The sequence below is a fragment of the Poseidonocella sp. HB161398 genome (genome assembly GCF_005870025.1).
GTDB lineage: Bacteria > Pseudomonadota > Alphaproteobacteria > Rhodobacterales > Rhodobacteraceae > Mangrovicoccus.
In genome coordinates this window covers 42,549-63,201 of the sequence record NZ_VATA01000043.1, presented here as the reverse complement: position 1 = coordinate 63,201, position 20,653 = coordinate 42,549, and the positions used below count along the sequence as shown (strand labels likewise).

23 protein-coding genes and 1 pseudogene are annotated in these 20,653 nt (G+C 67.8%); 11 read left to right on the top strand and 13 right to left on the bottom strand.

The features are described 5' to 3' along the window. Positions 1 to 186 (bottom strand): hypothetical protein (locus FGX59_RS25790; protein ID WP_138470001.1); only part of this gene is annotated, 186 nt, incomplete at its 3' end. Between the two features lie 128 nt (positions 187 to 314). Here FGX59_RS25790 and FGX59_RS39365 point away from each other — a divergent pair. Together FGX59_RS39365 and FGX59_RS39820 are read left to right on the top strand one after the other, a co-directional pair. After that, complete coding sequence (locus FGX59_RS39365; RefSeq protein ID WP_255471643.1) at positions 315 to 584, top strand: enolase C-terminal domain-like protein; 270 nt, start codon at positions 315 to 317, stop codon at positions 582 to 584. After that, a pseudogene (locus FGX59_RS39820) lies at positions 581 to 811 on the top strand (enolase C-terminal domain-like protein); the annotation flags it as partial. The gene FGX59_RS39365 and the pseudogene FGX59_RS39820, both read left to right, overlap by 4 nt. Positions 812 to 895: 84 nt before the next feature. Here FGX59_RS39820 and FGX59_RS25780 read toward each other — a convergent pair. The 12 genes from FGX59_RS25780 to FGX59_RS25725 form a co-directional block, all read right to left on the bottom strand. Further along, positions 896 to 1,855, bottom strand: coding sequence for a D-2-hydroxyacid dehydrogenase (locus tag FGX59_RS25780; RefSeq protein ID WP_138470000.1), 960 nt, complete (start codon positions 1,853 to 1,855; stop codon positions 896 to 898). Further along, positions 1,852 to 2,250, bottom strand: coding sequence for a RidA family protein (locus FGX59_RS25775; RefSeq protein ID WP_138469999.1), 399 nt, complete (start codon positions 2,248 to 2,250; stop codon positions 1,852 to 1,854). The genes FGX59_RS25780 and FGX59_RS25775 overlap by 4 nt, the downstream gene beginning before the upstream one ends. 129 nt (positions 2,251 to 2,379) lie before the next feature. Further along, positions 2,380 to 3,141: an ABC transporter permease gene (locus FGX59_RS25770; protein WP_138469998.1), complete on the bottom strand. Its 762-nt coding sequence runs from the start codon at positions 3,139 to 3,141 to the stop codon at positions 2,380 to 2,382. Next, a complete protein-coding gene (locus tag FGX59_RS25765; protein ID WP_206078434.1) occupies positions 3,138 to 3,884 on the bottom strand; it encodes an ABC transporter permease in 747 nt (248 codons plus the stop codon). Before FGX59_RS25765 ends, FGX59_RS25770 begins: the two co-directional genes overlap by 4 nt. A gap of 53 nt (positions 3,885 to 3,937) precedes the next feature. Then, positions 3,938 to 4,951: an ABC transporter substrate-binding protein gene (locus FGX59_RS25760; protein ID WP_138469996.1), complete on the bottom strand. Its 1,014-nt coding sequence runs from the start codon at positions 4,949 to 4,951 to the stop codon at positions 3,938 to 3,940. 53 nt (positions 4,952 to 5,004) lie between these two features. After that, entirely contained in the window at positions 5,005 to 5,802 is a 798-nt protein-coding gene (locus tag FGX59_RS25755) for an ABC transporter ATP-binding protein (protein ID WP_171060832.1), read from the bottom strand. Positions 5,803 to 5,843: 41 nt separating this feature from the next. Next, positions 5,844 to 6,782: a nucleoside hydrolase gene (locus FGX59_RS25750; protein WP_138469994.1), complete on the bottom strand. Its 939-nt coding sequence runs from the start codon at positions 6,780 to 6,782 to the stop codon at positions 5,844 to 5,846. Further along, positions 6,782 to 7,708, bottom strand: coding sequence for a cupin domain-containing protein (locus tag FGX59_RS25745; RefSeq protein ID WP_171060831.1), 927 nt, complete (start codon positions 7,706 to 7,708; stop codon positions 6,782 to 6,784). Before FGX59_RS25745 ends, FGX59_RS25750 begins: the two co-directional genes overlap by 1 nt. Continuing rightward, positions 7,705 to 8,961, bottom strand: a complete 1,257-nt coding sequence (locus tag FGX59_RS25740) for a hydantoinase/carbamoylase family amidase (protein WP_138469992.1) — start codon at positions 8,959 to 8,961, stop codon at positions 7,705 to 7,707. Before FGX59_RS25740 ends, FGX59_RS25745 begins: the two co-directional genes overlap by 4 nt. Before the next feature lie 3 nt (positions 8,962 to 8,964). Then, entirely contained in the window at positions 8,965 to 9,843 is an 879-nt protein-coding gene (locus tag FGX59_RS25735; RefSeq protein WP_138469991.1) for an alpha/beta fold hydrolase, read from the bottom strand. Positions 9,844 to 9,854: 11 nt separating this feature from the next. Beyond that, positions 9,855 to 10,979, bottom strand: coding sequence for a pyridoxal phosphate-dependent aminotransferase (locus tag FGX59_RS25730; RefSeq protein WP_138469990.1), 1,125 nt, complete (start codon positions 10,977 to 10,979; stop codon positions 9,855 to 9,857). Then, positions 10,979 to 11,761, bottom strand: coding sequence for an SDR family oxidoreductase (locus FGX59_RS25725; RefSeq protein WP_138469989.1), 783 nt, complete (start codon positions 11,759 to 11,761; stop codon positions 10,979 to 10,981). The genes FGX59_RS25730 and FGX59_RS25725 overlap by 1 nt, the downstream gene beginning before the upstream one ends. 337 nt (positions 11,762 to 12,098) lie before the next feature. Here FGX59_RS25725 and FGX59_RS25720 point away from each other — a divergent pair, with 337 nt between their 5' ends. The 9 genes from FGX59_RS25720 (at position 12,099) to FGX59_RS37785 (ending at position 20,543) form a co-directional block, all read left to right on the top strand. Further along, complete coding sequence (locus tag FGX59_RS25720) at positions 12,099 to 13,166, top strand: ABC transporter ATP-binding protein (RefSeq protein ID WP_138469988.1); 1,068 nt, start codon at positions 12,099 to 12,101, stop codon at positions 13,164 to 13,166. A gap of 37 nt (positions 13,167 to 13,203) precedes the next feature. Then, positions 13,204 to 14,499 (top strand): extracellular solute-binding protein, encoded by a 1,296-nt coding sequence (locus FGX59_RS25715; RefSeq protein WP_138469987.1) that lies wholly within the window; start codon positions 13,204 to 13,206, stop codon positions 14,497 to 14,499. 57 nt (positions 14,500 to 14,556) lie between these two features. Continuing rightward, positions 14,557 to 15,486: a carbohydrate ABC transporter permease gene (locus tag FGX59_RS25710; RefSeq protein ID WP_138469986.1), complete on the top strand. Its 930-nt coding sequence runs from the start codon at positions 14,557 to 14,559 to the stop codon at positions 15,484 to 15,486. Beyond that, positions 15,486 to 16,325 carry a carbohydrate ABC transporter permease gene (locus FGX59_RS25705; RefSeq protein ID WP_138469985.1) on the top strand — a complete coding sequence of 280 codons (840 nt, stop codon included), beginning with the start codon at positions 15,486 to 15,488 and terminating at the stop codon, positions 16,323 to 16,325. Before FGX59_RS25710 ends, FGX59_RS25705 begins: the two co-directional genes overlap by 1 nt. A 33-nt stretch (positions 16,326 to 16,358) precedes the next feature. Further along, positions 16,359 to 17,132, top strand: a complete 774-nt coding sequence (locus FGX59_RS25700; RefSeq protein WP_138469984.1) for a class II aldolase/adducin family protein — start codon at positions 16,359 to 16,361, stop codon at positions 17,130 to 17,132. Continuing rightward, the gene (locus FGX59_RS25695) at positions 17,129 to 18,409 is read left to right on the top strand and encodes an LLM class flavin-dependent oxidoreductase (protein ID WP_138469983.1); all 1,281 of its coding nucleotides are present in this window, start codon (positions 17,129 to 17,131) and stop codon (positions 18,407 to 18,409) included. The genes FGX59_RS25700 and FGX59_RS25695 overlap by 4 nt, the downstream gene beginning before the upstream one ends. Then, positions 18,406 to 19,239: an alpha/beta fold hydrolase gene (locus FGX59_RS25690; RefSeq protein WP_171060830.1), complete on the top strand. Its 834-nt coding sequence runs from the start codon at positions 18,406 to 18,408 to the stop codon at positions 19,237 to 19,239. The genes FGX59_RS25695 and FGX59_RS25690 overlap by 4 nt, the downstream gene beginning before the upstream one ends. A gap of 46 nt (positions 19,240 to 19,285) precedes the next feature. Further along, entirely contained in the window at positions 19,286 to 19,987 is a 702-nt protein-coding gene (locus tag FGX59_RS25685; RefSeq protein ID WP_138469981.1) for a GntR family transcriptional regulator, read from the top strand. A 403-nt stretch (positions 19,988 to 20,390) separates the two neighbouring features. Then, positions 20,391 to 20,543, top strand: a complete 153-nt coding sequence (locus FGX59_RS37785; protein WP_171060829.1) for a hypothetical protein — start codon at positions 20,391 to 20,393, stop codon at positions 20,541 to 20,543. Positions 20,544 to 20,653: the final 110 nt, after the last annotated feature.

Genomic DNA, 20,653 nt, shown 5'->3' with positions numbered 1-20,653 from the left:
CCCTTCGCCAGGTCGATTGCCAGCATGCTGATCGTCGTCGTCATTGACGTGCCCTCCGTTCGGTTCCGATGGAACCATCATGGCATGCGAGATGCCGTTGGATGGGGGCATCCACCGCATCAGTTCAATCGTCACGCTGCCGGGCGGCGCGCTGCGCGACCGGATGCCGGTCTGCGTCTCGTACATGTTCCGGTTCTCGGTGGAAGACGCGGTGGCGCGCCGAGGCGGCGGTGGACGAAGGCCATACCGGCGTCAAATTCCGCTGGGACCCCATTGGCCACGACAGGAAGACCGACATCACCTAGGTCGAGGCGATCCGCTCTGCCATCGGCAATGACGGAGATTTCTTGCTGGATGCCGGCCATGCCTTGGGCTCGCGGACGGCGATGCGGCGTGCCGACCTGCTGGAGCCCTGCAAGCGGTTCTGGATCGAGGAGCCGCTGCACCCGGAGGACATCCGGGGCTATGGCCGCCTGCCGCAGTCCATGTCCCAGCCACTTGCAGCGGGCGAGGGGGCCAGTTCGGTCGCGCAGGTCGAGCGGCTGATCGACGAGGGCGGAGTGGACATCGTGCAGATGACCTGACGCTGCACGGGTTCATCCAGGCGATCCGGGTGGCAGATTTCGCCGCCTCGCGCGGGCGGAAAGTGCGCAGCCACAACGTCACCACCGACATCAGCCCCGCCGCCTCGCTGCATTTCCCCTGCGCGATCCAAGACGCGCTGGTGATGGACTACTGCGTCGAGCCGAACGGGATCGCGCGCAAGCTGGCAAGCAATCCGGTGAAATTCGAGGACGGCCATGCGCTGCTGCCCTCGGAGCCGGATCCGGCGATCACCGGGAAATACCCGGTGCGCCGAGGCGCATGCGGCGGGGGCCGCAGCCCCCGCGCGGGTTCAGTACCCGGCCGCCGGATCGACCCGGGTCGGCATCGGCTCGCCCGCGCGCCGCGCGGCGAGGTTCTGCAGGAAGATGTCGGTGCAGCGGTCGAGATAGCCTTTATTGTCGTCCACGCTGCAATGCGGCGTGACCACCAGCCCGGGCACGCCCCATGTCGGATCGTCGGCGGGGATCGGCTCGACCGGAAACACATCCAGCACGGCGCCGCCCAGATGCCCCGAATGGAGCGCCGCGCAGAGCGCGTCATGATCGAACACGGCCGCGCGGCCGACGCTGACCACGCCTGTGCCTGCGGGCAGGAGCGCCAGCCGCCGCGCGTCGATCAGCCCTTCGGTGCCGCCGGTGGCGGGCAGAGCCGAGACCAGCACCGACGCCCTTGCCAGCACCTCGTCGAGCTCTTCGATCGTGACGGTCGATGCCGCGCCCTCGGCCGCGCGGCCCGAGCGGTTGACGGCGATCACCTCCATGCCGCGGCCGGCAAGCAGGCGGATCGCCTCGCCGCCGATGGCGCCCGAGCCCAGCACGACGGCGCGCTTGCCGCGGAGCGGCCGGACGAAATCCTGCACCCATTCGTGGCGCCGCTGCCGTTCCTGAAAGGCCGGGATGCGGTAGTTCAGCAGGAGTACCGAGGCCAGCACGAATTCCCCGCCCTTTTCGGCATGGACGCCCGAGGCATTGGTGAGGATCAGGTCGGCGGGCAGCGTCGGAAGCAGCGTCTCGACCCCGGCCGAAATGATCTGCACCCATTTCAGCGCCGGCGCGCGGGCGCGCAGCGTGCCGAGGTCGGTCTTGGTGTTGGTATAGAGGATCTCCGCTTCCCCGATCTCGTCGGCCAGGCGCGCGAGATCGTGCGAGATCGTGACGTCCAATCCGCCCGCCTCCGCCAGCCGCCTCCGCAGCGCGTCCTCGTCGAAGGTCAGCGCGCCCGGCGCATTCAGGACGTGCAGCCGGGTCATGCGCCCGCCCCCGGACGACAGGCCGTCGCCTCGGCTTCGATCAGCAGGCTGGCAGGCGGCCGCGCCACCATCAGGGAGGAGCGGCAGGGTTCGGAGAAGTAGCTGCGGTTGATGTCGTTCAGCGCGACGGAATCCTCGGCGCGGGCGAGAGGGACCGTGACCTTCATCGCGTCGGACACCTCCATCCCGGCATTGGACAGCAGCGCGCGGCTGTTGCGGAAGGCCTGGCGTGGTTGCTCGGCGAAGCCCGGGTCCGCGATCTGCGCGGTGCCGGGATCGATGCCGACCTTGCCGGAGGTCATGACCCAGTCGCCGCGGCGCAGCGCCGGGGTCAGGGGTGCCGGGCCGAACGGGCGGGACACCGGCGGGTGGCCGGGATAGTTGACGATCTGCACGTGTGTCTCCAAGAAGGTATGCGATCAGACAATACTGCAATCATGCGGGTCCGCAGCCACGCATTGCCTGAACGGCGGAGGGCCGCGGCGGGGTGTGCCGCGGCCCTCCGGAAACGGGCTGCAAAGCGCTCAGCGCCAGAAGACCAGACGGCGCTCCATCCACGACACCAGGCCGAAGAAGGCGAGGCTGGCAAGCGAGGCGATGAAGATCGCCGCCCAGACCTGCACGAAGTCGATCACGACCACGGCCTGGTAGATCACCCAGCCGAGCCCGCCATAGGCGCCGAGCATTTCGGTCACGATGGCGACGATCAGGCTGCGCACGGTCGACAGCCGCATCCCCGACAGGACCAGCGGAAGTGCGGTCGGCAGGCGCAGCTTCCACAGGATGGCGGCGCGGCTGGCGCCGAAGCTGCGCATCAGGTTGACGCTGCGCTCGTCGACGCGGTCGAAGCCGGCCAGCGCCGAGACGAACATGGTGAAGCTGACCGCCACGGCGACCATGACGATCTTCGAGGTCATGCCCATGCCGAACCACAGCAGGATCAGCGGCGAGAAGGCCACGACCGGGACCGAGTTCACCGCGGTCGCCGCGGGCACGATCACCTTGCGCAGCGGCGGCACCAGCGTCACGCAGAGCGCCAGGCCGACGCCGATCGCGCCGCCCAGCAGGTAGCCCGCGACGGACTCGCCCAGCGTGTAGGCGGCGGCATTGCCCAAGGCGGCGCGGGCGGTCCAGATGCGGGCGACGATCTCGGAGACGGCCGGAAGGATGTAGCTCGGCAGGTCGAAGCCGCGGGCGACGAGTTCCCAGACCAGGAACAGTGCCACGCCGCCGAAGATGCCGCGCGCCAGCGCATGGCGGGACGGGGCCATGGGATCGGTGCTCATGCGTCGCTGCCTCCCCAGAACACGATGCGCCGCTCGGCGAAGCCGATGGCGGAGAAGAGCGCCACGCCGAGAAGCGCGGAGCAGAAGACGCTGGCCCAGATCGCGACCATGTTCTCGGCATACATGCCCTGCAGCAGCAGGACGCCGAGCCCGGTCGTGTCGCCGAACCACTCTCCGACGACCGCGCCGGCCAGGCCGAGCGCCGAGGAGATGCGCAGCGCGACGAAGATATGCGGCAGCGCGGTCGGGAAGCGCAGCTTGCGCAGGATCTCGCCCTCGGAGGCGCCGAAGCTCTTCAGCAGCTGCACCTGCTTCTGGTCGACGGCACGCATGCCCAGCAGCGTGTTCACGGTCACCGGAAAGAAGGTCAGGTAGAAGACGATTACGGATTTCGCCAGGATCGTGTTGCCGAACCACATGACGACCAGCGCGCCGAAGGCGATCACCGGGATGGTCTGGGACACGATGAAGATCGGGAAGACGGTCTCGCGCAGGAAGCGCAGGCGCGAGAAGGCGATGCCGATGCCGATGCCGAAGAGCGCCCCGGCCGCGAAGCCGTAGAGCGTTTCCAGCCCGGTGCGGATGATCGCGTCGCGATAGGCCGCGGGGGTGCGCAGGATGGCCTCGAACACGGCCGAGGGGCGCGGCAGGACATAGGGGCGGATGCCGAGCGCGATGACGATCAGCTCGACCGCGGCCAGCACCGCCGCCAGCGCCAGCACGCCGCGGAGCAGGGGGAGCACGGCGCCGAAGCGCCGTGCAGCGGGGAAAGACCCCGCGGGTGCCGGGACTGCCGTCATTTCGGCAGGCGCTCCGCCGCCGGGATGGCGTCGACATACTGGCTGTCGAAGGCCTTCCCGAGGTCGATCGGACCTTCCAGAACCTCGTAGTCGACCATGATCTGGTGGGCCTTGCCGACCGCGTCCATGTCGATGGCGAAGAGCCCGTCGGTCGCCGCGGCGCCGGCCATCATGATCTTCTCGATCTCGTCGAGCATGAATTCCTGGTGGGCGCGGTCGAGGGTCGGGGCCTCCTTCAGGATCAGGTCGATCGCGGCGCCCTTGTCGGCGAAGGTGTCGAGCCAGCCCTTGACCGAAGCGCGCACGAAGCCCTGCACCAGCTCGGGATGCTCGGCGGCCCAGTCATTGCCGACGATCAGCGTGTCGCGCGGGAAGGAGACGCCGAAATCCTCGGGGACGAAGCGCTTGAGGTTCTCCTCGCCGACGCGGGTCATCAGCGTGTAGTATTCGTTGTAGCGCGTCGCGGTGACGACATCGACCTGCCCGTCGACGAAGGGCGTGACCGAAACCTGCTGCGGCTGGATGTTCATCGTCGAGCGGTCCAGCCCGTTCGCGGCCAGCATCGCGTAGAGTACGTAGTTCGCGCCGGTGAACCAGGTGGTGATCGAGGCGTCCTGGAAATCCGCCAGTTCCTGCACCGGGCCGTCGGCCTTGGAGACGAAGACGAAGGGCGTTTCCTGGTGGGCGATGCCGATGCAGGTGATCGGCAGGCCCTTCTCGATCGCCGCGAAGACGGAGTCGGTGCCGCCCGACAGGCCGAACGTGTCCGATCCGGTCGCGACGAGGTTCTCGGTCAGCAGGTTCGGGCCGCCCGGGTTGATCGTCAGGTCGAGGCCCTCGTCGGCATAGTAGCCCTTGGCCTTCGCCATGTAGAAGCCGACAAACTGCGCCTGGGGCAGCCACTTGAGCCGCAGCGAGACCTTCTCGAGGTCCTCGGCCATGGCGGGCGCACCGATCATGGCGGCAGAGGCGACGGCGCCGAGTGTGGAGAGGAAGGAACGTCTTTTCATGGGAGTCTCCGTGTTGATGGGAAGGCCCGGTTCGCCCGGGCTCTGATGCGGCCTCAATGCGCGTTCGGGCCGAAGGTCTTCATGCTCTCTTCCTCGATCGCGTCTAGCAGGTCGCGCTTGAGAGCGATGAATTCGGGGGAGGTGACGAGATCGGCGCCGCGCGGCCGCGGCAGGTCGACCTTGCGCTCCAGCTTGATCGCGCCGGGGCGCGCGGTCATCACCAGCACGCGGTCGCCGAGGAAGATCGCCTCGTCGACGTCATGGGTGATGAAGAGGACGGTGCGGCGGTGCTCGGACCAGACATCCAGCAGCCAGCGCTGCATCATCGCCCGGGTCAGAGCGTCGAGCGCGCCGAAGGGCTCGTCGAGCAGCATCAGGTCGCGCTTGAACATGAAGGTGCGCATCAGCGCCACCCGCTGGCGCATGCCGCCCGACAGCTCGTGGGGGTACTGCTTGGCAAAGCCGGCAAGTCCGAATTCCGGCAGCATCCTCTCGGCCTCGCGGCGGGCTTCGGCGCGGTTGGCGCCCTCGATCTCCAAGGGCAGGATGGCGTTGTCGATGACGTTGCGCCACGCGAGCAGCAGGTCGCGCTGCGGCATGAAGGACACCTTGCCCAGGAGGTCGCGCGCCATGACCGAACGGCCCTCGAAGCGCAGGACCGAGCCGCTGTCGGGTTCTTCCAGCCCCGAGACGATGTTGAAGAGCGTGGACTTGCCGCAGCCCGAGGGGCCGACGACGGTGACGAATTCGCCCGGCTGAACCTTCAGGTCGACGCCGTTGAGCGCCTTCACCTCGCCGAAGGTCTTGGACAGGGTGCGCAGGTCGAGGATCGGCTCGGCGGTGTCGGTCATGGCTGCCTCCGCGGCGGTGAAATCGGTCTGGGGTCGGGTCATCATGAGAGGGCGGCCTCCACCATCGAGAAGAATGCGACATTGTCCGCGGTCTCGATCACGCGCGCGTTCTCGGCGTATCCGGGCCAGCGCGCGCCCAGCTTGGCGGGATGCACCGCCGAGAAGCCGCGGGCGATGGTGCCGCCGGTCTCGATCCGCACCACGGCGCCGCGGGCGGCGGTGATCAGGTCCGGGTTGATCGCGCAGGCGCAGGTCAGCGTGTCGGGATAGGTGCAGATCACGCGGCCGTAGCGTTCCTTCGCCACCGCGCGGGGCGTCTTCGACACCTTGGCGTGGAACTCGGACAGCGGCGTGCCGAGCGCGTCGAGCCGGGCGAGCTGATCGCCGTCGAAGACCGCGCTTTTCAGCGTCAGCGTCCAGGTGGAAAGAGTGATCTCGAACCCCGCGCGGAACACGATCGCGGCCGCCTCGGGGTCGATGTAGAAGTTGAACTCGGCGCAGGGCGTGACATTGCCGACCGAATTGTCGGTGCCGCCCATGATCCAGAGGTGCTTCAGCGCCTTCGCGATGCGCGGCTCCTTGGTCACGGCGAGCGCGAGGTTGGTCAGCGGCGCCTGGGCGATCATCTCGATCTCGCCGGGGGCCGCCATGATCCGCTCGATCAGCGCATCGACCGCGTGCTGCGTCTCCGGGCGCTGGCGGGCGGGGGGAAACCCCGCGCCGCTCATGCCGTCGGCACCGTGCATCTGCGCGGGCTCCCAGTCTGCCAGCAGCGGTTTCCGCGCGCCCAGATAGACTGGCACCTCGCCGGACATCCCCGCCGCCTCGATCGTGGCCAGCGCGTTCTCGGCCTGCTGGTCGAAATCGACATTGCCGTTGCAGATCGTCACGGCCTCCAGCGTCACGCCCGGGCTCTTCATCGCCAGGAGCAGCGAGAAGCAGTCGTCGCCTGCCGTGTCAGTGTCGATGATCAGCCGCATCAGTAGAACTCGAACCCCATGGTGCGCGCGTGGTAGTAGAACCCGCCATCCTGCACGATCAGGAACTCGGCACGGGTGTCGCCGTCATTGTGGTGGCTGTGCTTCTCGGCCGGAGGCGTCAGCAGCGTCGCCCAGGGCGACCAGTCGCATTTCAGGTCCCCGACCATCGAATAGGCCGGATCGCCTGCCACGGCGAGGGTCAGCGCCGCCGAATTGTGCTTGTGCGGCGGCTGGAAGCTGTGCGGTTTCAGCGTGTTCAGAGACAGCGTCAGGGTCGGCGCGATATTGCGGCTGGCTTCGGTCGGCTCGGCCGAGAAGATCAGCGCATGGCCGGAGGTGCCGTCATTCGCGTCGCGGCCATAGACCACGTCGAGCTGATGGGTGATCTCGTCGGCCGGGTAGTGCACGAAGCCGGTCGCAGCCTCCTCGCCGGTGATCGGCGCGGCCTTCTCGAAGGCAAGCTGCGGATCGTTGCCCACCGCCCAGAACACGGCGGTTTCCGACGCCTCGATGCGGCTCTCCACCCCGCCGGGCAGCAGGAAGACGTCGCCCTTGCCGAGCTCCGCCGTCTCGCCGCCGACGATGATCCTGGCGGTGCCTTCGATGACGTACCAGATCGAGGCGGTGCAGGTCAGCGTCACATCGAGGCCGTCGCCCGCCAGCACGGTGGCATAGCGCGCCAGCATCAGCGGCGTGGTGGCGGGGAAGGGGCAGCCGAGCTCGGCGGAGAGATCGCAGAGCACCCAGCCGGTTTCGTTCTTGGCCAGCGCCTGCGCGGGCTCGTCGCGCAGGATGCGCGGCGGCACCGGGGGCAGCTTGATGTTGAAGGCGTTGCCGGAGTTGAAATAGCGGCCCCGCGCTTCGGCCCCTGTCTTGGGCGCGCGCGGATGCTGGACCGGCATTTCGGCCATATCGTTGATCGTCATGTCAGATCTCCTTGATCGGAAGAGGCGGCGCGGAGGCAGACGTCCAGCAGGACCTGGGCGCCGGCTGCGACATGGGCGGGCTCGGCCCATTCGTCGGGATGGTGGCTCAGCCCGCCGCGGCAGGGGATGAAGATCATCGCCGAGGGGCAGAGCGGCGCCATGTGGCGCGCGTCATGCCCGGCGGCGGAAAGCAGGTCGGCCGCGGGAATGCCATGGGCGGCCGCGCTCTCGCGGATGGCGGCGCGAAGCGCGGGCGAGAAATCGTTGGCAGGCGCGTCGACCATGCGGCGGACGGCAACCTGGCAGGGCGCGGCCCCGTCCCGTGCGGCGGCTTCCAGCGCCAGGCCGGTGGCGTCGAGCACGGCATTTTCCGGATGGCGCAGGTCGATGCGGAACCGGACCTCGGCGGGCACGACCGAGGGCGCATTGGGCAGCACCTCGACCCGGCCGATGGTGAAGCGGATATCGGGTCCCGCCGCCAGCGCGGCAGACTGCATGGCAGCGGCGATCCGGGCGAAGGCCTGCACCGCATCCTGGCGGCGCTCCATGGGTTCGGTCCCGGCATGGGCCTCGCGGCCCGTCAGGGTGAGGTCGTAGGTCTTCTTGCCCTGGATGCCCGAGACCGCTCCGATCACCATGCCGGTGGTTTCCAGCAGGTCGGCCTGCTCGATATGCGGCTCGACATAGGCGTGGAGCGCGAAGCCCGGCGCGCGGCAAGGCACATCCGGGAAGCTTTCCGCCAGTAGGTCCAGCTCCGCACCCGCCGTGACGCCCCCGGCATCCGCCGTGGCGCGGATATCGGCGAGGCTGCGGGTCCCGGCGAAGACCTCCGAGCCCATCATGCCGGGCGCGAAGCGGCTGCCTTCCTCGTTCATCCAGGCGACGAGTGTCACGGGGCGCGGCGGGACGATGCCCGCGTCATGCAGCGTTTCCAGTGCCTCGAAGGCTGCCAGCACGCCGAAGACCCCGTCGAAGCGGCCGCCGGTCGGCTGGCTGTCGAGATGCGAGCCGATCAGTACCGGCGCGCCCTGCGTCTGCCCCGCCATCTCCAGGAACAGGTTCCCGGCGGTGTCGAAACCCGGTGCCAGCCCGATGGCCTGCCCCCAGCCGATCAGCTTGCGCATCGCATCGCGGTCCTCGGCGGAGAGCGCCTGGCGGTTGACGCCCTTGCCATCGGGCAGGGCGCCGATCGCGGCCATCTCCATCAGCCGCGACCAGAGCCTGCCGCCGTCGATCCGGGGGAGGTCATCCATGGCTCAGTCCGTCCGCATGACCTGGGCGGGGTTGGCGCGCGGATCGCGCAGCCCCCAGGCACCGGCTTCGGCCTGGGCGATGAACTCGGCGAGGTGCAGGTTGAACAGCACCGGCTCCTCCAGGTTCAGCGTGTGGCCGGTCCTCGGCAGGATCAGCAGGCCCGAGGCGGGCATGGTCTTCTTCAGGTAGATGCCCGGCTGCAGGCAGTGGTCGTCCTCGTCGCCGACCATGACCAGCGTCGGCAGGGTGCAGGCCTTGAGCTTGTCTTCCAGATCCCAGAAGGACGGCCGCCGGGCCTGGACGCCGCGCATCGTGTTCGCCGCGCCGACCTTGTCGTGGCGCGCGAGGCGGGCGACGAAGTCCAGATGCCCGCGCGGGTCCTTGTTCTCGAACTGCACCCGGCTGGCGCCGCGTCCGTAGACCTCGGCGAAGCCGGCCGGGTCCGCCTCGAACTTGTCGGCCACGGTCAGAGAGACGCCGCGGAAATACTCCTCGGTCTCCTTCTCGCAGCCATAGCCGGCGCCGGCGACGGTCAGGGACAGCGCGCGTTCGGGATAGCTCAGCCCGAAATGCACGGTGGCAAAGCCGCCCATCGACAGCCCGACGATATGTGCCTTTTCGATGCCCAGATCGTCCAGCACCGCGATGGCGTCATCGACGGCGATGGCCTGGGAATACATCTCCATGTCGGCGGGGATGTCCGAGGGCGCATAGCCGCGCGCGGCATAGGTGATGCAGCGGTGGCGGCGCGCGAAATGGCTCATCTGCGGCTCCCACGCGTCGTAGTTGCCGCCGAATTCGTGGATGAACAGGATCGGCGTGCCGGTTTCGCCCGCCGTCTCGTAGTAGATCTTGGTGCCGTCCTTCGCGGTTGCGTACATCCGGCGTCTCCTCAGAACAATGCAGGCACGTCGGTCAGGCCCTTGGCCGTCTCGACATAGGCTGCGAAATTGGCGGCAAGCTTGTCGGCCCAGGCTTTGGGGACCGTGGTCGACACCTTGATGAAGCGGTCGCCGAAGGCGGCGGTGTGATACGCGCCCTGGCGGATCATCACCCCGTCCAGCCGCGCGGCCTCGACGATCGCCTCGGGGCGCACGCCCGCGGTCTCGACGATGATGAAGTTGCCGTGCGACGGCCAGACCGGGACGGACATGCCGATGGCTTCGGCGGCGGCCTTGATCTTCTCCTTGTTGGCCAGGTCGATGCGGCGGACGGTGTCCATCCACTCGGCCTTGACCTTCAGCCCGGCGATGGCGCCGCGCTGTGCCACCACGTTGCCGCCCAGCACCGAGGTCGAGACCGCGGCCAGTTCGGCGATCAGCGCCGGGTTGCCCACGAGCGCGCCGATGCGCATGCCGGCAAGTCCCAGCCACTTGGAGAAGGAGAGCGTGCACACGGCGTTGTCTGCATCCACGGAGACCGCCGGCGTATGCGCTTCGGCGAAGTCGCGATACGTGCAGTCATGCACCAGCAGCGCGCCGAATTCCTTCGCGATGGCGGCGAATTCGGCGATTTCCCCGGCCGTGTAGGTCACGCCCAGCGGGTTGTTGGGGTCGACCAGGTAGAGGATGGCGCAGCGCCCGTCGATATGGGCGCGCAGGAGCTCCGGGGTCAGCTTGTAGCCGGTCTCCGGCCCGTAGATCGGCGTCTGCACGACCTCGGCGCCTTGCTGCTCGGCGAACTGGCAGGGCCATTTCCAGGTCGGATCGGTGGTGACCAGCGTCGTGCCCGGCTTTGCCCGTGCGCGGCAGATCAGGGACAGCGCGTTGACGCCGCCCTCGGTCACCAGCGCCTCCAGCCCCGGGACGCCGACATCCGCGACGATGGCGGCGCGCAGCTCCTCGAAGCCCAGCGGCGGGGCGTAGGCGTTGAACTCTCCGGCCTCGATGGAAGCGGTCATCGCCGCCGTCACCGCCGGATGGGCCGGGATGTGGTTGGTGTTCTGTCCCATCCACGCCAGGTCCGGCGTGGAGAAGAGGTCGTCGAAATACCGGTTGCGGACGGAGAGGTCGGCCATCAGATCACAGAGCCCCGTGCCGCGATGCCGCCGTCGATAGTGACCACGGTGCCGGTGATGTAGCCCGCTTTCGGCGAGGCCAGGAAGGTGCAGAGATCGGCGACTTCCTGTGCGGTGGCGGGGCGCTTGCCGGGGTATTTGGCGTAAAGCTCTTCCCAGCGGCTCTCGTCGCCCAGCATGTCGATCGCCTTGCGCTTCATGATCTTCAGCATGCGGTCGGTATCCACCGGGCCCGGGTTGACGCCCACGACGCGGATGCCGTCATCCAGCGAACGGCCGCCGATCGCCTTGGTGAAGGACATCAGCGAGGCGTTGCCGGTCGAGCCCGCGAAATAGGAGGCGTCCCAGTTCTCGCCGGAATTGCCGATGACGTTGATGATGACGCTGTCCGGCTTGCCCTTGCGCTTGGCGAAGAACAGCCGCGACAGGGTGATGTAGCCGAAGACCTTCAGCTCGAAGCCGGTGCGGATCGCCTCGTCGGTGACCTCGTCCAGCGGGCCGGCCGGGATGTCGCCCGCGTTGTTGATCAGGATGTCGTAGTCGCCGGCCGCGGCATCGAGCGCGATCATCGCCTCGGCAGAGCCCAGATCGGCCGGGTGGATGGTGACGGTGACGTCGTGCTCGGCCTCGATCTCCGCCTTCAGCGCCGCCAGGGCCTCGCCGTTGCGGGCGGCGAGATGCAGGTTGCAGCCCTCTGCCGCAAGCGTCTTGGCGCAGCTGTATCCGATGCCCTTGGAGGCTCCCGTGATCAGGGCGCTCTTGCCGGTCAGGTCCAGTTTCATCGACGTCTCCGATTGGATGCATAAAGTTGCTTTCTGCATACACAGAGCCTGCATCCTGTAAACCGATGATTTCACCGGACCGTGCGAAATGCAGCGAAATTTGGCACTCAACCCCAAGCCAGTATGAGGGTGCCGGAAAAAACGGCAAACACTCATGTCGTGTGCAGGTATTTTGCTGGAAAACTGATCAATTGGAAAAATGCGTACACAAAATCACGCTGTGCATGCAGAATACATATTTACGGATGCGCAGAATCCATGTGCTTTCGAGTCGATCCCGGCGGCACGGATGCCCCGGCGGCCGAATCCGCGAAAGCTGCGGAAGGAAAGGAGCCCCATGGCCCAGGTGAGCCTTGCAGGCATCGGCAAGACCTATGAAGGGGCCGGCGCCAACACGATTGCCGGTCTCGATCTCGACGTGCAGGACGGAGAGTTCCTCGTGCTGGTCGGCCCCTCGGGCTGCGGCAAGTCGACGACGCTGCGGATGATCGCCGGTCTGGAGGAACCGACGGCGGGCGAGATCCGCATCGGCGGCCGCCGCGTTGACGGGCTGGAACCGCGCGAGCGCGGCATCGCCATGGTGTTCCAGAACTACGCGCTCTACCCGCACATGACGGTGGCGCAGAACATGAGCTTCGGGCTGCGCCTGGCCAAGCTGCCGCGCGCCGAGATCCGGCGGCGGGTCGAGGGCGCGGCGGAGACGCTGGGCCTGTCGGGTCATCTCGACCGCCACCCGAAGGCGCTTTCGGGCGGGCAGCGCCAGCGCGTCGCCATGGGCCGCGCCATCGTGCGCGAGCCGGAGGTGTTCCTGTTCGACGAGCCGCTCAGCAACCTCGACGCCCAGCTGCGCGGCCAGATGCGCGCCGAGATCCGGCGCATCCACGACCGGCTGTCGGCAACGACGATCTATGTCACCCATGACCAGGTCGAGGCGATGACGCTTGCCGACCGGGTGGTTGTGCTGAAGGACGGCAGGATCGAGCAGCAGGGCAGCCCGCAGGAACTGTATGACCGCCCCGCGACGCGCTTCGTGGCGGGCTTCCTCGGCTCGCCGCAGATGAACTTCCTTGCCGCCACGGTGCGGAACGGGGCGCTGGATCTCGGCGGGGGCGCGGTTCTCCCGCTGCCGTCCGGCCGTCCGCTTCCCGAGGGGCGGCGCCTTGATGCCGGCATCCGGCCCGAGGCTTTCGCCGCGGCCGCGCCGGAGGACGCCGCCTTCCATGCCACGGCGACGATGGTCGAGCATCTGGGCGCGACCTCGCTGGTGCATTTCTCCCATGCCGGTCAGGACTGCGCCGCGCTGATGGAGCCCGCCCGCGCGCCGCGGGCCGGGCAGCCGGTCCATCTATCGGCCGATCCGGCGCGGCTTTCGCTTTTCGACGCGGATTCGGGCCGCGCCGTCTGAACGCCAAGAAGAAGACCCCGACAGGAAGGATTTGACGATGAAACGAGTGCTGTTCGCCACCCTGCTCGGGGGCAGCGCGCTTGCCGCCCTGCCCGCGCTTGCGCAGGAGGCCGCCTGCGACGGCGAGCCGGTGACGCTGCGCATCCTGCGCACCCCCGGCAACTATCCCTATCCGGCGCCGATGGAGGCCTGGCAGAAGGAGCATCCCTGCGTCTCCTTCGAGATCAACGAGGTGCCCTTCGCCCAGCTCGGCGACACGATCTCGGTCCAGGCGGCCTCGGACGACCCGCCCGACATCCTGGTCTATGACGGGCCGAACACCCAGTCCTATGCCAAGGCCGGCATTCTGCTGCCGGTGACGAAATACCTGCCGGAAGGCTGGGACGAAGACATCCTGCCCGCCACCAAGGCCGAGCACAGCTACGAGGGCGAGGTCTATTCCCCGGGCATCGAGCAGACCACGGTCGCGATGTACTACAACAAGGCGCTGACCGATGCTGCCGGGATCGAGCCGCCGCAGACGCTGGACGAGGCCTGGACCTGGCCGGAGGCGCTGGAGGCGTTCAAGGCCTGCCAGCAGGGCGAGCCGGGCGCGCCGGAGGTCTGGGGGCTGGGGCCGACCCGCTTCGGCAACGGCCAGCCGGGCCTGGTCTACCAGGATCTGATCTACCAGCGCTCGGCGGGCGATCCGGACGCCGATCCCGACAGCTCCGCCTACAAGACCTTCTGGGCAATGGCGCCGGACGGCTCGACGGTCGAGGGCTATCTCGACACGCCCGAGGCGATCGAGGCACTGACCTTCTACCGCAGCCTCTTCAACGAGGAGGGCGTCGCGCCGAAGGCCGGGATCCCCAACGCCTTCTTCGACGGCAAGGCCTGCTTCTACATCGACACGCCCGCGGCCGGGAACGCGCTCCTGAAGGATCCGGTGATCGACTGGGGCATCACCCCGGTCCCGTATTTCAAGACGCCCGTCGTGCATACCGGCTCGACCACCATCGGCGTCACCGCGCGCTCGAAGCATCCCGAGATCGCGGCGCAATTCGCGGTGGACATGGAATGGGGCGAATACGCCTACATGAATGTCAGCCAGCGCGGCAACTTGCCGACGCTGAAATCGCTCTTCCCGCGCTTCCCGGCCTACCAGGACTATCCGATGAAGGTCTTCACCGACCAGCTGGAGCAGTGGGGCCAGCCGCGCCCGCCGAGCCCGTATTTCGCCCAGTATGACCGCATCGTGACCGATGCCATCCGCTCGGTCGCCTTCGGCGGCGATCCCGAGGAAGCGATGGCCGATGCCGAGCGCGAGGTCGCCCGCGCGATGCGCCGCTGACCTGATCCCCCTTGCCGGGCCTCCCGCGGGCGGCCCGGCCCCTTTCCCGGAGTTTCCATGACCGCGATCGACGCCCAAGGTACAGTTGCCGCCGCGAGGGCACGCCGCACGCCGCGGCAGAAGCGGGACGCGCGCGTGGCCTATGCCTTCCTCGCGCCCTTCCTGTTCCTGCTCCTGCTATTCCAGTACGTCCCGCTGGCGATGATGGCGAAGAACGCCTTCATGGACTATTCGCTGCTGAACCCGGACGCCGCGAAATTCGTCGGGCTCCTGAACTTCTCGGACATGCTGTATTTCGACGATGCCCGCGAGAGCCTGGCCGCGACCTTCCTCTTCGCCCTCGGCGTCGTGGCGATCGTCATTCCGCTCGGCTTCGTGCTGGCGCTGTTCCTCGATAGCAAGCTGCCCGCGCGCGGCATCGTGCGTACCATCATCATGCTGCCCGTCGTCACCTCTGCCGTGGTCGTCGCCACCATGTGGAACTTCCTGCTCGACCCGTCGAACGGGCTGATCAACGGCGTCGTCACCGCCATGGGCCTGCCGCGCCAGCCCTTCCTCACGTCTCCCGACCAGGCGCTCGTCATGATCGCGGTCATGACCGCCTGGCAGCAGGTGGGCTTCGCCGCGATCCTGTTCCTCGGCGGGCTTCAGGGCGTGCCGAAGGAGCTGGCCGAGGCCGCCCGCATCGACGGCGCGACCGCGCGCCAGGTGCTGTGGAACATCACCATTCCGCTGCTGTCGCGGACCACGCTTTTCGTCGTGGTGATCATGACGGTCTTCTCGCTGCAGGCCTTCGCGCCCGCCTTCCTGATGACCGACGGGGGGCCGCAGGACAGCACCAACCTGATCGTCTACCACATCTACAAGACCGCCTTCGTCATGCAGAACGCAGGCTATGCCTCGGCGCTGTCGGTGCTGCTGCTGGTCATCGTGCTGGGCATTTCGCTCCTGCAGATGTGGCTCCTGCGCGCAAGGTGGAACTACTGATGACCCGTTTCCGCAAGCCCCTCCTTCTGGCCGCCGTGCTGGCGCTGATCCTCGTCTGCTTCTTCGCGCCCTTCCTGTGGATCGTGTCGAACAGCTTCAAGCCGCAGCTCGGCATCTTCTCCGACGTGACGCCGATCAGCTGGCGGACCTTCCTGCCGCTGGACCCGGTGGCGGAAAACTACCGCTCGCTCTTCGCCCGCACAAACATCCTGCACGCGCTCCTGAACACCGCGATCGTCGCGGCCGGGCAGGTGGCGCTGACGCTGCTGCTGTGCTCGATGGCGGCCTATGCGCTGACCCGCATCACGTTCCGCGGCGCAAAGGCGGTCTTCGTGCTGATCCTGCTGACCTTCCTGCTGCCGGTGGAGGCGCTGCTGGTGCCGCTCTACCAGGTGGTTTCCGGCCTGGGCCTGTCGAACACGCTCACGGGCATCATGATCCCCTGGATCGCCTCGCCCTTCGGGCTGTTCCTCTTGAAGCAGGCCTTCGAGGAGCTGCCGCGCGACCTCGAGGACGCGGCCCGCATCGACGGCGCCGGGCATGTGCGCATCTTCGTTTCGGTGATCCTGCCCAACGTCAAGGTGCCGCTGCTGACGCTGGGGCTCGTCACCTTCCTCTTTTCCTGGAACAGCTTCCTCTGGCCGCTCGTCATCGCGCAGAGCCCGGATGCGCAGGTGATCCAGGTCGCCATCGCCCAGCAGGGGTCGCCCACGCAGCTGCCCAACTGGGGCGAGACCTTCGCCGGTGCCACCGTCGCCACGCTTCCCCTGATCCTGCTGTTCCTCCTGCTGCAGAAATACTTCACGCAGGGCATGGCGATGAGCGGCATCAAGGGCTGAGACATTCCCGCAAGACCTCAAAAGGGACCTGAAATGACCGACTATCCCAAGCCCGACCGCTATTCCGACGAGGAATGGGACGCACGGATCAGCCTCGCCGCCGCCTACCGCATGGTGGCGAAGCTGGGGCTGGACGACCTGATCTACAACCACATCTCGATGCGCGTGCCGGGGACCACGGACCAGTTCCTGATCAATCCCTACGGCCATCTCTTCAGCGAGATCACCGCGTCTTCGCTGGTCAAGATCGACACCTCGGGCAATGTCATCGAGGACACGCCGCATACGGTGAACGTGGCCGCCTTCGTCATCCATGCCGCCGTGCACAAGGCGCGCGGGGACGCGCATTGCGTGCTGCACACCCATTCGGATGCCTCGACCGCCGTCTCGGGCCAGCCGGACGGGCTGCTGCCCCTGACGCAATTCGCGATGCGGTTCTACAACCGGCAGGGATTCCACGAATACGAGGGCGTGGCCATCGACGAGGCCGAGCAGCAGCGCATCATCGCCCATCTGGGCGACCACCCGGTGATGCTGATGCGCAACCACGGCATCCTGACCGTCGGGCGCACGCCGGGCGAAGCCTTCATGCTGCTCTACTATTTCGAGCGCGCCGCGAAGATCCAGCTGCAGATGCAGGCCGCCTGCGCCTCGGGCATCGGGCTGGTGATCCCCGAGCACGAGGTCTGCGAGAAGGCCGCCCGCCAGTTCTGGGAACTCAAGGGCGACATCCTGATCCCGGGCGAGCGCGAATGGCCGGCCCTGATGCGCGATCTCGACCGTGTCGATGCGGGGTACCGGGCATGAGCCGCGAGATGCGCCTCGGCCTCTTCCTGATGGCCACCGGCAGCCATATCTCGGGCTGGCGGATGGACGGCGCCTGCGACGACTTTGCCGATCTGTCCCAGGTCCAGGCGATCTGCCGCGAGGCGGAGCGCGGGCTCTTCGACCTGATCTTCATGGGCGACAACCTCAATGCCGACCCGTCCGCGCATCCCTCCTACTGCTCGCGGCTGGAGCCGCTTACGCTGCTGTCGGCCATCGCGATGTCGACCTCGCATATCGGCCTCGGCGCCACGGCCTCGACCACCTATGGCGATCCCTGGAGCCTTGCCCGCTCCTTCGCCTCGCTCGACCACATCTCGGGCGGCCGCGCAGCCTGGAACTCGGTGACCACCTCGAACCCGCAGGCGGCGGCGAATTTCGGCACCACCCATCCAGACCATGCCCGGCGCTACGAGATGTCGGCGGAATTCATCGAGGTGGTCCGCAAGCTCTGGGAGGCCTGGGAGCCGGACGCCGTGCCGAAGGACCGCGAGAGCGGCGCCTATTTCGACCCGGCGAAAATCCATCCGATCGACCACGAGGGCACGTTCTTCAAGGTGAAGGGCCCGGTCAACATCCCGCGCAGCCCGCAGGGACGGCCGCTGATCCTGCAGGCCGGCGGTTCGGAACCGGGACAGGAGCTGGCGGCGAAACATGCAGATGTCGTTTTCACCGTGACCCAGGACCGCGCCGAGTCCGCCGCCTTCTACAAGGGGCTGAAGGCGCGGCTGGAGAAGAACGGCCGCAAGCCGGAGGAGCTGGTCGTTCTGCCCGGCGTGATGCCGGTCGTCGGCCGGACCGAGGCCGAGGCGCGGGAGAAGCTCGCGCGGCTGATGGGCTTCGTCGACGACAAGACGGCGCTGGGGATGCTGTCGGAGCGGTTCAACACCGACCTCTCGGGCGCCGATCTCGACGGGCCGATCCCGGATCTGGGCGAGAACGACGCCTATCACGCCTTCGCCCGTGCCATGCTGTCGAAGGCCAAGCGCGAGAACATGACCCTGCGCGACCTCTATGCGCTGGTCGCGGCGGCGCGCGGCCACTGGGTGCTCTGCGGTTCGGCCGAGCAGGTGGCGGACACGCTGCAGGAGTGGTTCGAAACTGGCGCCGCCGACGGGTTCAACATCATGCCGGGCTGGCTGATGGAGGGCTTCACCGACTTCATCGACCTCGTGGTGCCGATCCTGCAGGAGCGGGGGTTCTACAAGACCGCCTACGCGCCGGGCACCCTGCGCGCCAAGCTGGGCCTGCCCGCGTGACATGGCAGCATTCCAGCCGGGCAGGGCGGTTCACCCTGTCGGAGGCGGGGGGCTCCGGCCCGCCGCTGGTGCTGGTCCATGGCTGGGGCGGCTCGGCCGCGCAATGGCAGGCCCTGCTGCCGGGTCTTGTCGCGCAGTGGCGGGTCTTCGCCGCCGATCTGCCCGGCGGGCCGGTCCATCCGCTGGAAGGTTCGGTCTCGATGGCCACGCTGGGGCAGGGGGTCGCCGCGCTTCTCGATGCGGCAGGCATCGGGGAGGCCGTGCTCCTCGGCCATTCCATGGGCGGGCCGGTGGTGGTCGAGGCCGCCCTGGCGGCCCATGGACACGTGCGCGGGCTCCTCGGGCTCGACACATTGGCCGACCGGACCTTCTATGGCGGCTCCGATGCGTTGGAGATCGCCCGCCGCCGTGCCGCTTTCGGTGCCGACATTGCCGGAGCGACCCGGCGCATGGTGGCAGCCATCGCAAATCCCGCCACCGGAGCAGCCCGATGCAATGCGATTGCCGCGGAGGTCCTGCGTGCCCGCCCGGCGGACCTGCTGGAGCTGCGCGACGCGCTCTTCGCCTGGGACATCGCCGCGCGGCTGCCCGGCCTCTCCTGTCCGCTCAGGCTGCTGAACTCCGCCGCCGTGGAGGTGGCCCATGCGCAGGACCCGCTGCCCTGCCTTGGCAAGGTGCCGCGCCGGATCTACGGCGCCGGGCATTTTCCGCAGATCGAAGCTCCGGCGTTGCTGCTTCCGATCCTGCTCGCCGAATTGGCAGAACTGGCTGAAACCGATGCCGAAACGCCATTCCAGTATACAGCAACCGACCTTCCGCATATACCATGACACCGCCCCGGACGGCATCCTTGCCGCCGGAGGGAGAGGAGAGCCCATGTCACAGATCGCCGAGACAAGTCCCGGGAAACCGGCCCGCCGCCCGTTGACGCGCGCCGAGGAACTCCGCCAGGACCTGGAGCGGCTGATCGTCGAGGGCGAGCTCAAGCCCGGCGACCGGCTGGACGAGACCGAAATTGCGGCGCGCTTCTCGGTGTCGCGCACGCCGGTGCGCGAGGCGATCAAGGGACTGGTCGCGACCGGGCTGGTCGAGGTCCGCGGGCGGCAGGGCACGGTCGTGACCCAGCTGTCGATTCCGATGCTGATCGAGATGTTCGACCTGATGGCCGCGCTCGAAGGGCTCTGCGCGCGGCTGGCGGCCCGGCGCGCCTCGCGCGAGGAGAAAGCCGGGATGCTGGCGATCCAGGAACGGCTGGAGGCTGCCTTCGAAGCGGGCGATCCGGATGCCTTCTACCGGATCAACGAGGAATTCCACGACCTGCTCTACGAGGCGGCGCACACCCATTTCCTCGCCTCGCAGACCATCGCGTTGCGCCTGCGGCTCTCGCCCTACCGGCGGCAGGTCACCTACCAGCCGGGCAAGATGCGCGCGACGCTCAGCGAGCACCGCGGGATCATCGATGCGATAGATGCCGGGGACAGCGACCGCGCCATGGTGGCCGCCAGCGAGCATGTCCGGCTTCTCGGCGACCATCTGTCGGATTTCATCGCCACCATTCCGCCGCACCTTCTGGGCTGAGCCGCGTCCCCCGGGGAGTTGCCATTTGTGGGCAGCCCCTTTTTTGCGGGATTTTTCCAGGAGTTGTCACGCGAGCTTGTGCGCGTTGGCCCGCGGGTCCCGCAGCTCGGTTCAGGCGATGCCGGCTGCCTATTTCCAGGCATCGAAGGCTTCCATCCGGTGGCAGCGGATGGCCAGCGCATTCCGGCGGCGTACCGGAACGGAGAAGCAGTTGCGGATGGCCGCGTGGATGGAGACGACAGGTTGCAGGGCGCCGGGTGATCGGGAGCCCTGCATTGCGCGCTCCCGCTTCGGTAAACGCAGATGGCTGTTTTCGGCCCGGTTGTTGAGGCCCTTGTGCGGCCAGCGGCCGAAGCCGAGCGCAACCTCGCGCTTCGCCGCGTCGCAGGAGCGGAGCTAGCCGGTGACGATCCGCTTCGGGACGACGCCGCTCCGTTTCAAAAGAACGACCGGAAGCCGTTTCGCGGTCGCCTTGTCCCGTCTCGCCTGGCAGGCTGCTGAAAAAGGAATCCAGGGCCTCGGCGTGGAGGAATTCGGTCCGGATCTGGTCAGGTGATTTCTTCAGGGATGGGCAAGTCCATCCGCTTTCAGGACGCTTGTTCGTAAGCGGTGCGTCCAATCCCCTGAACTGCGATTGGAGGCGTCGGCTTTTTCTATAGGATCCTG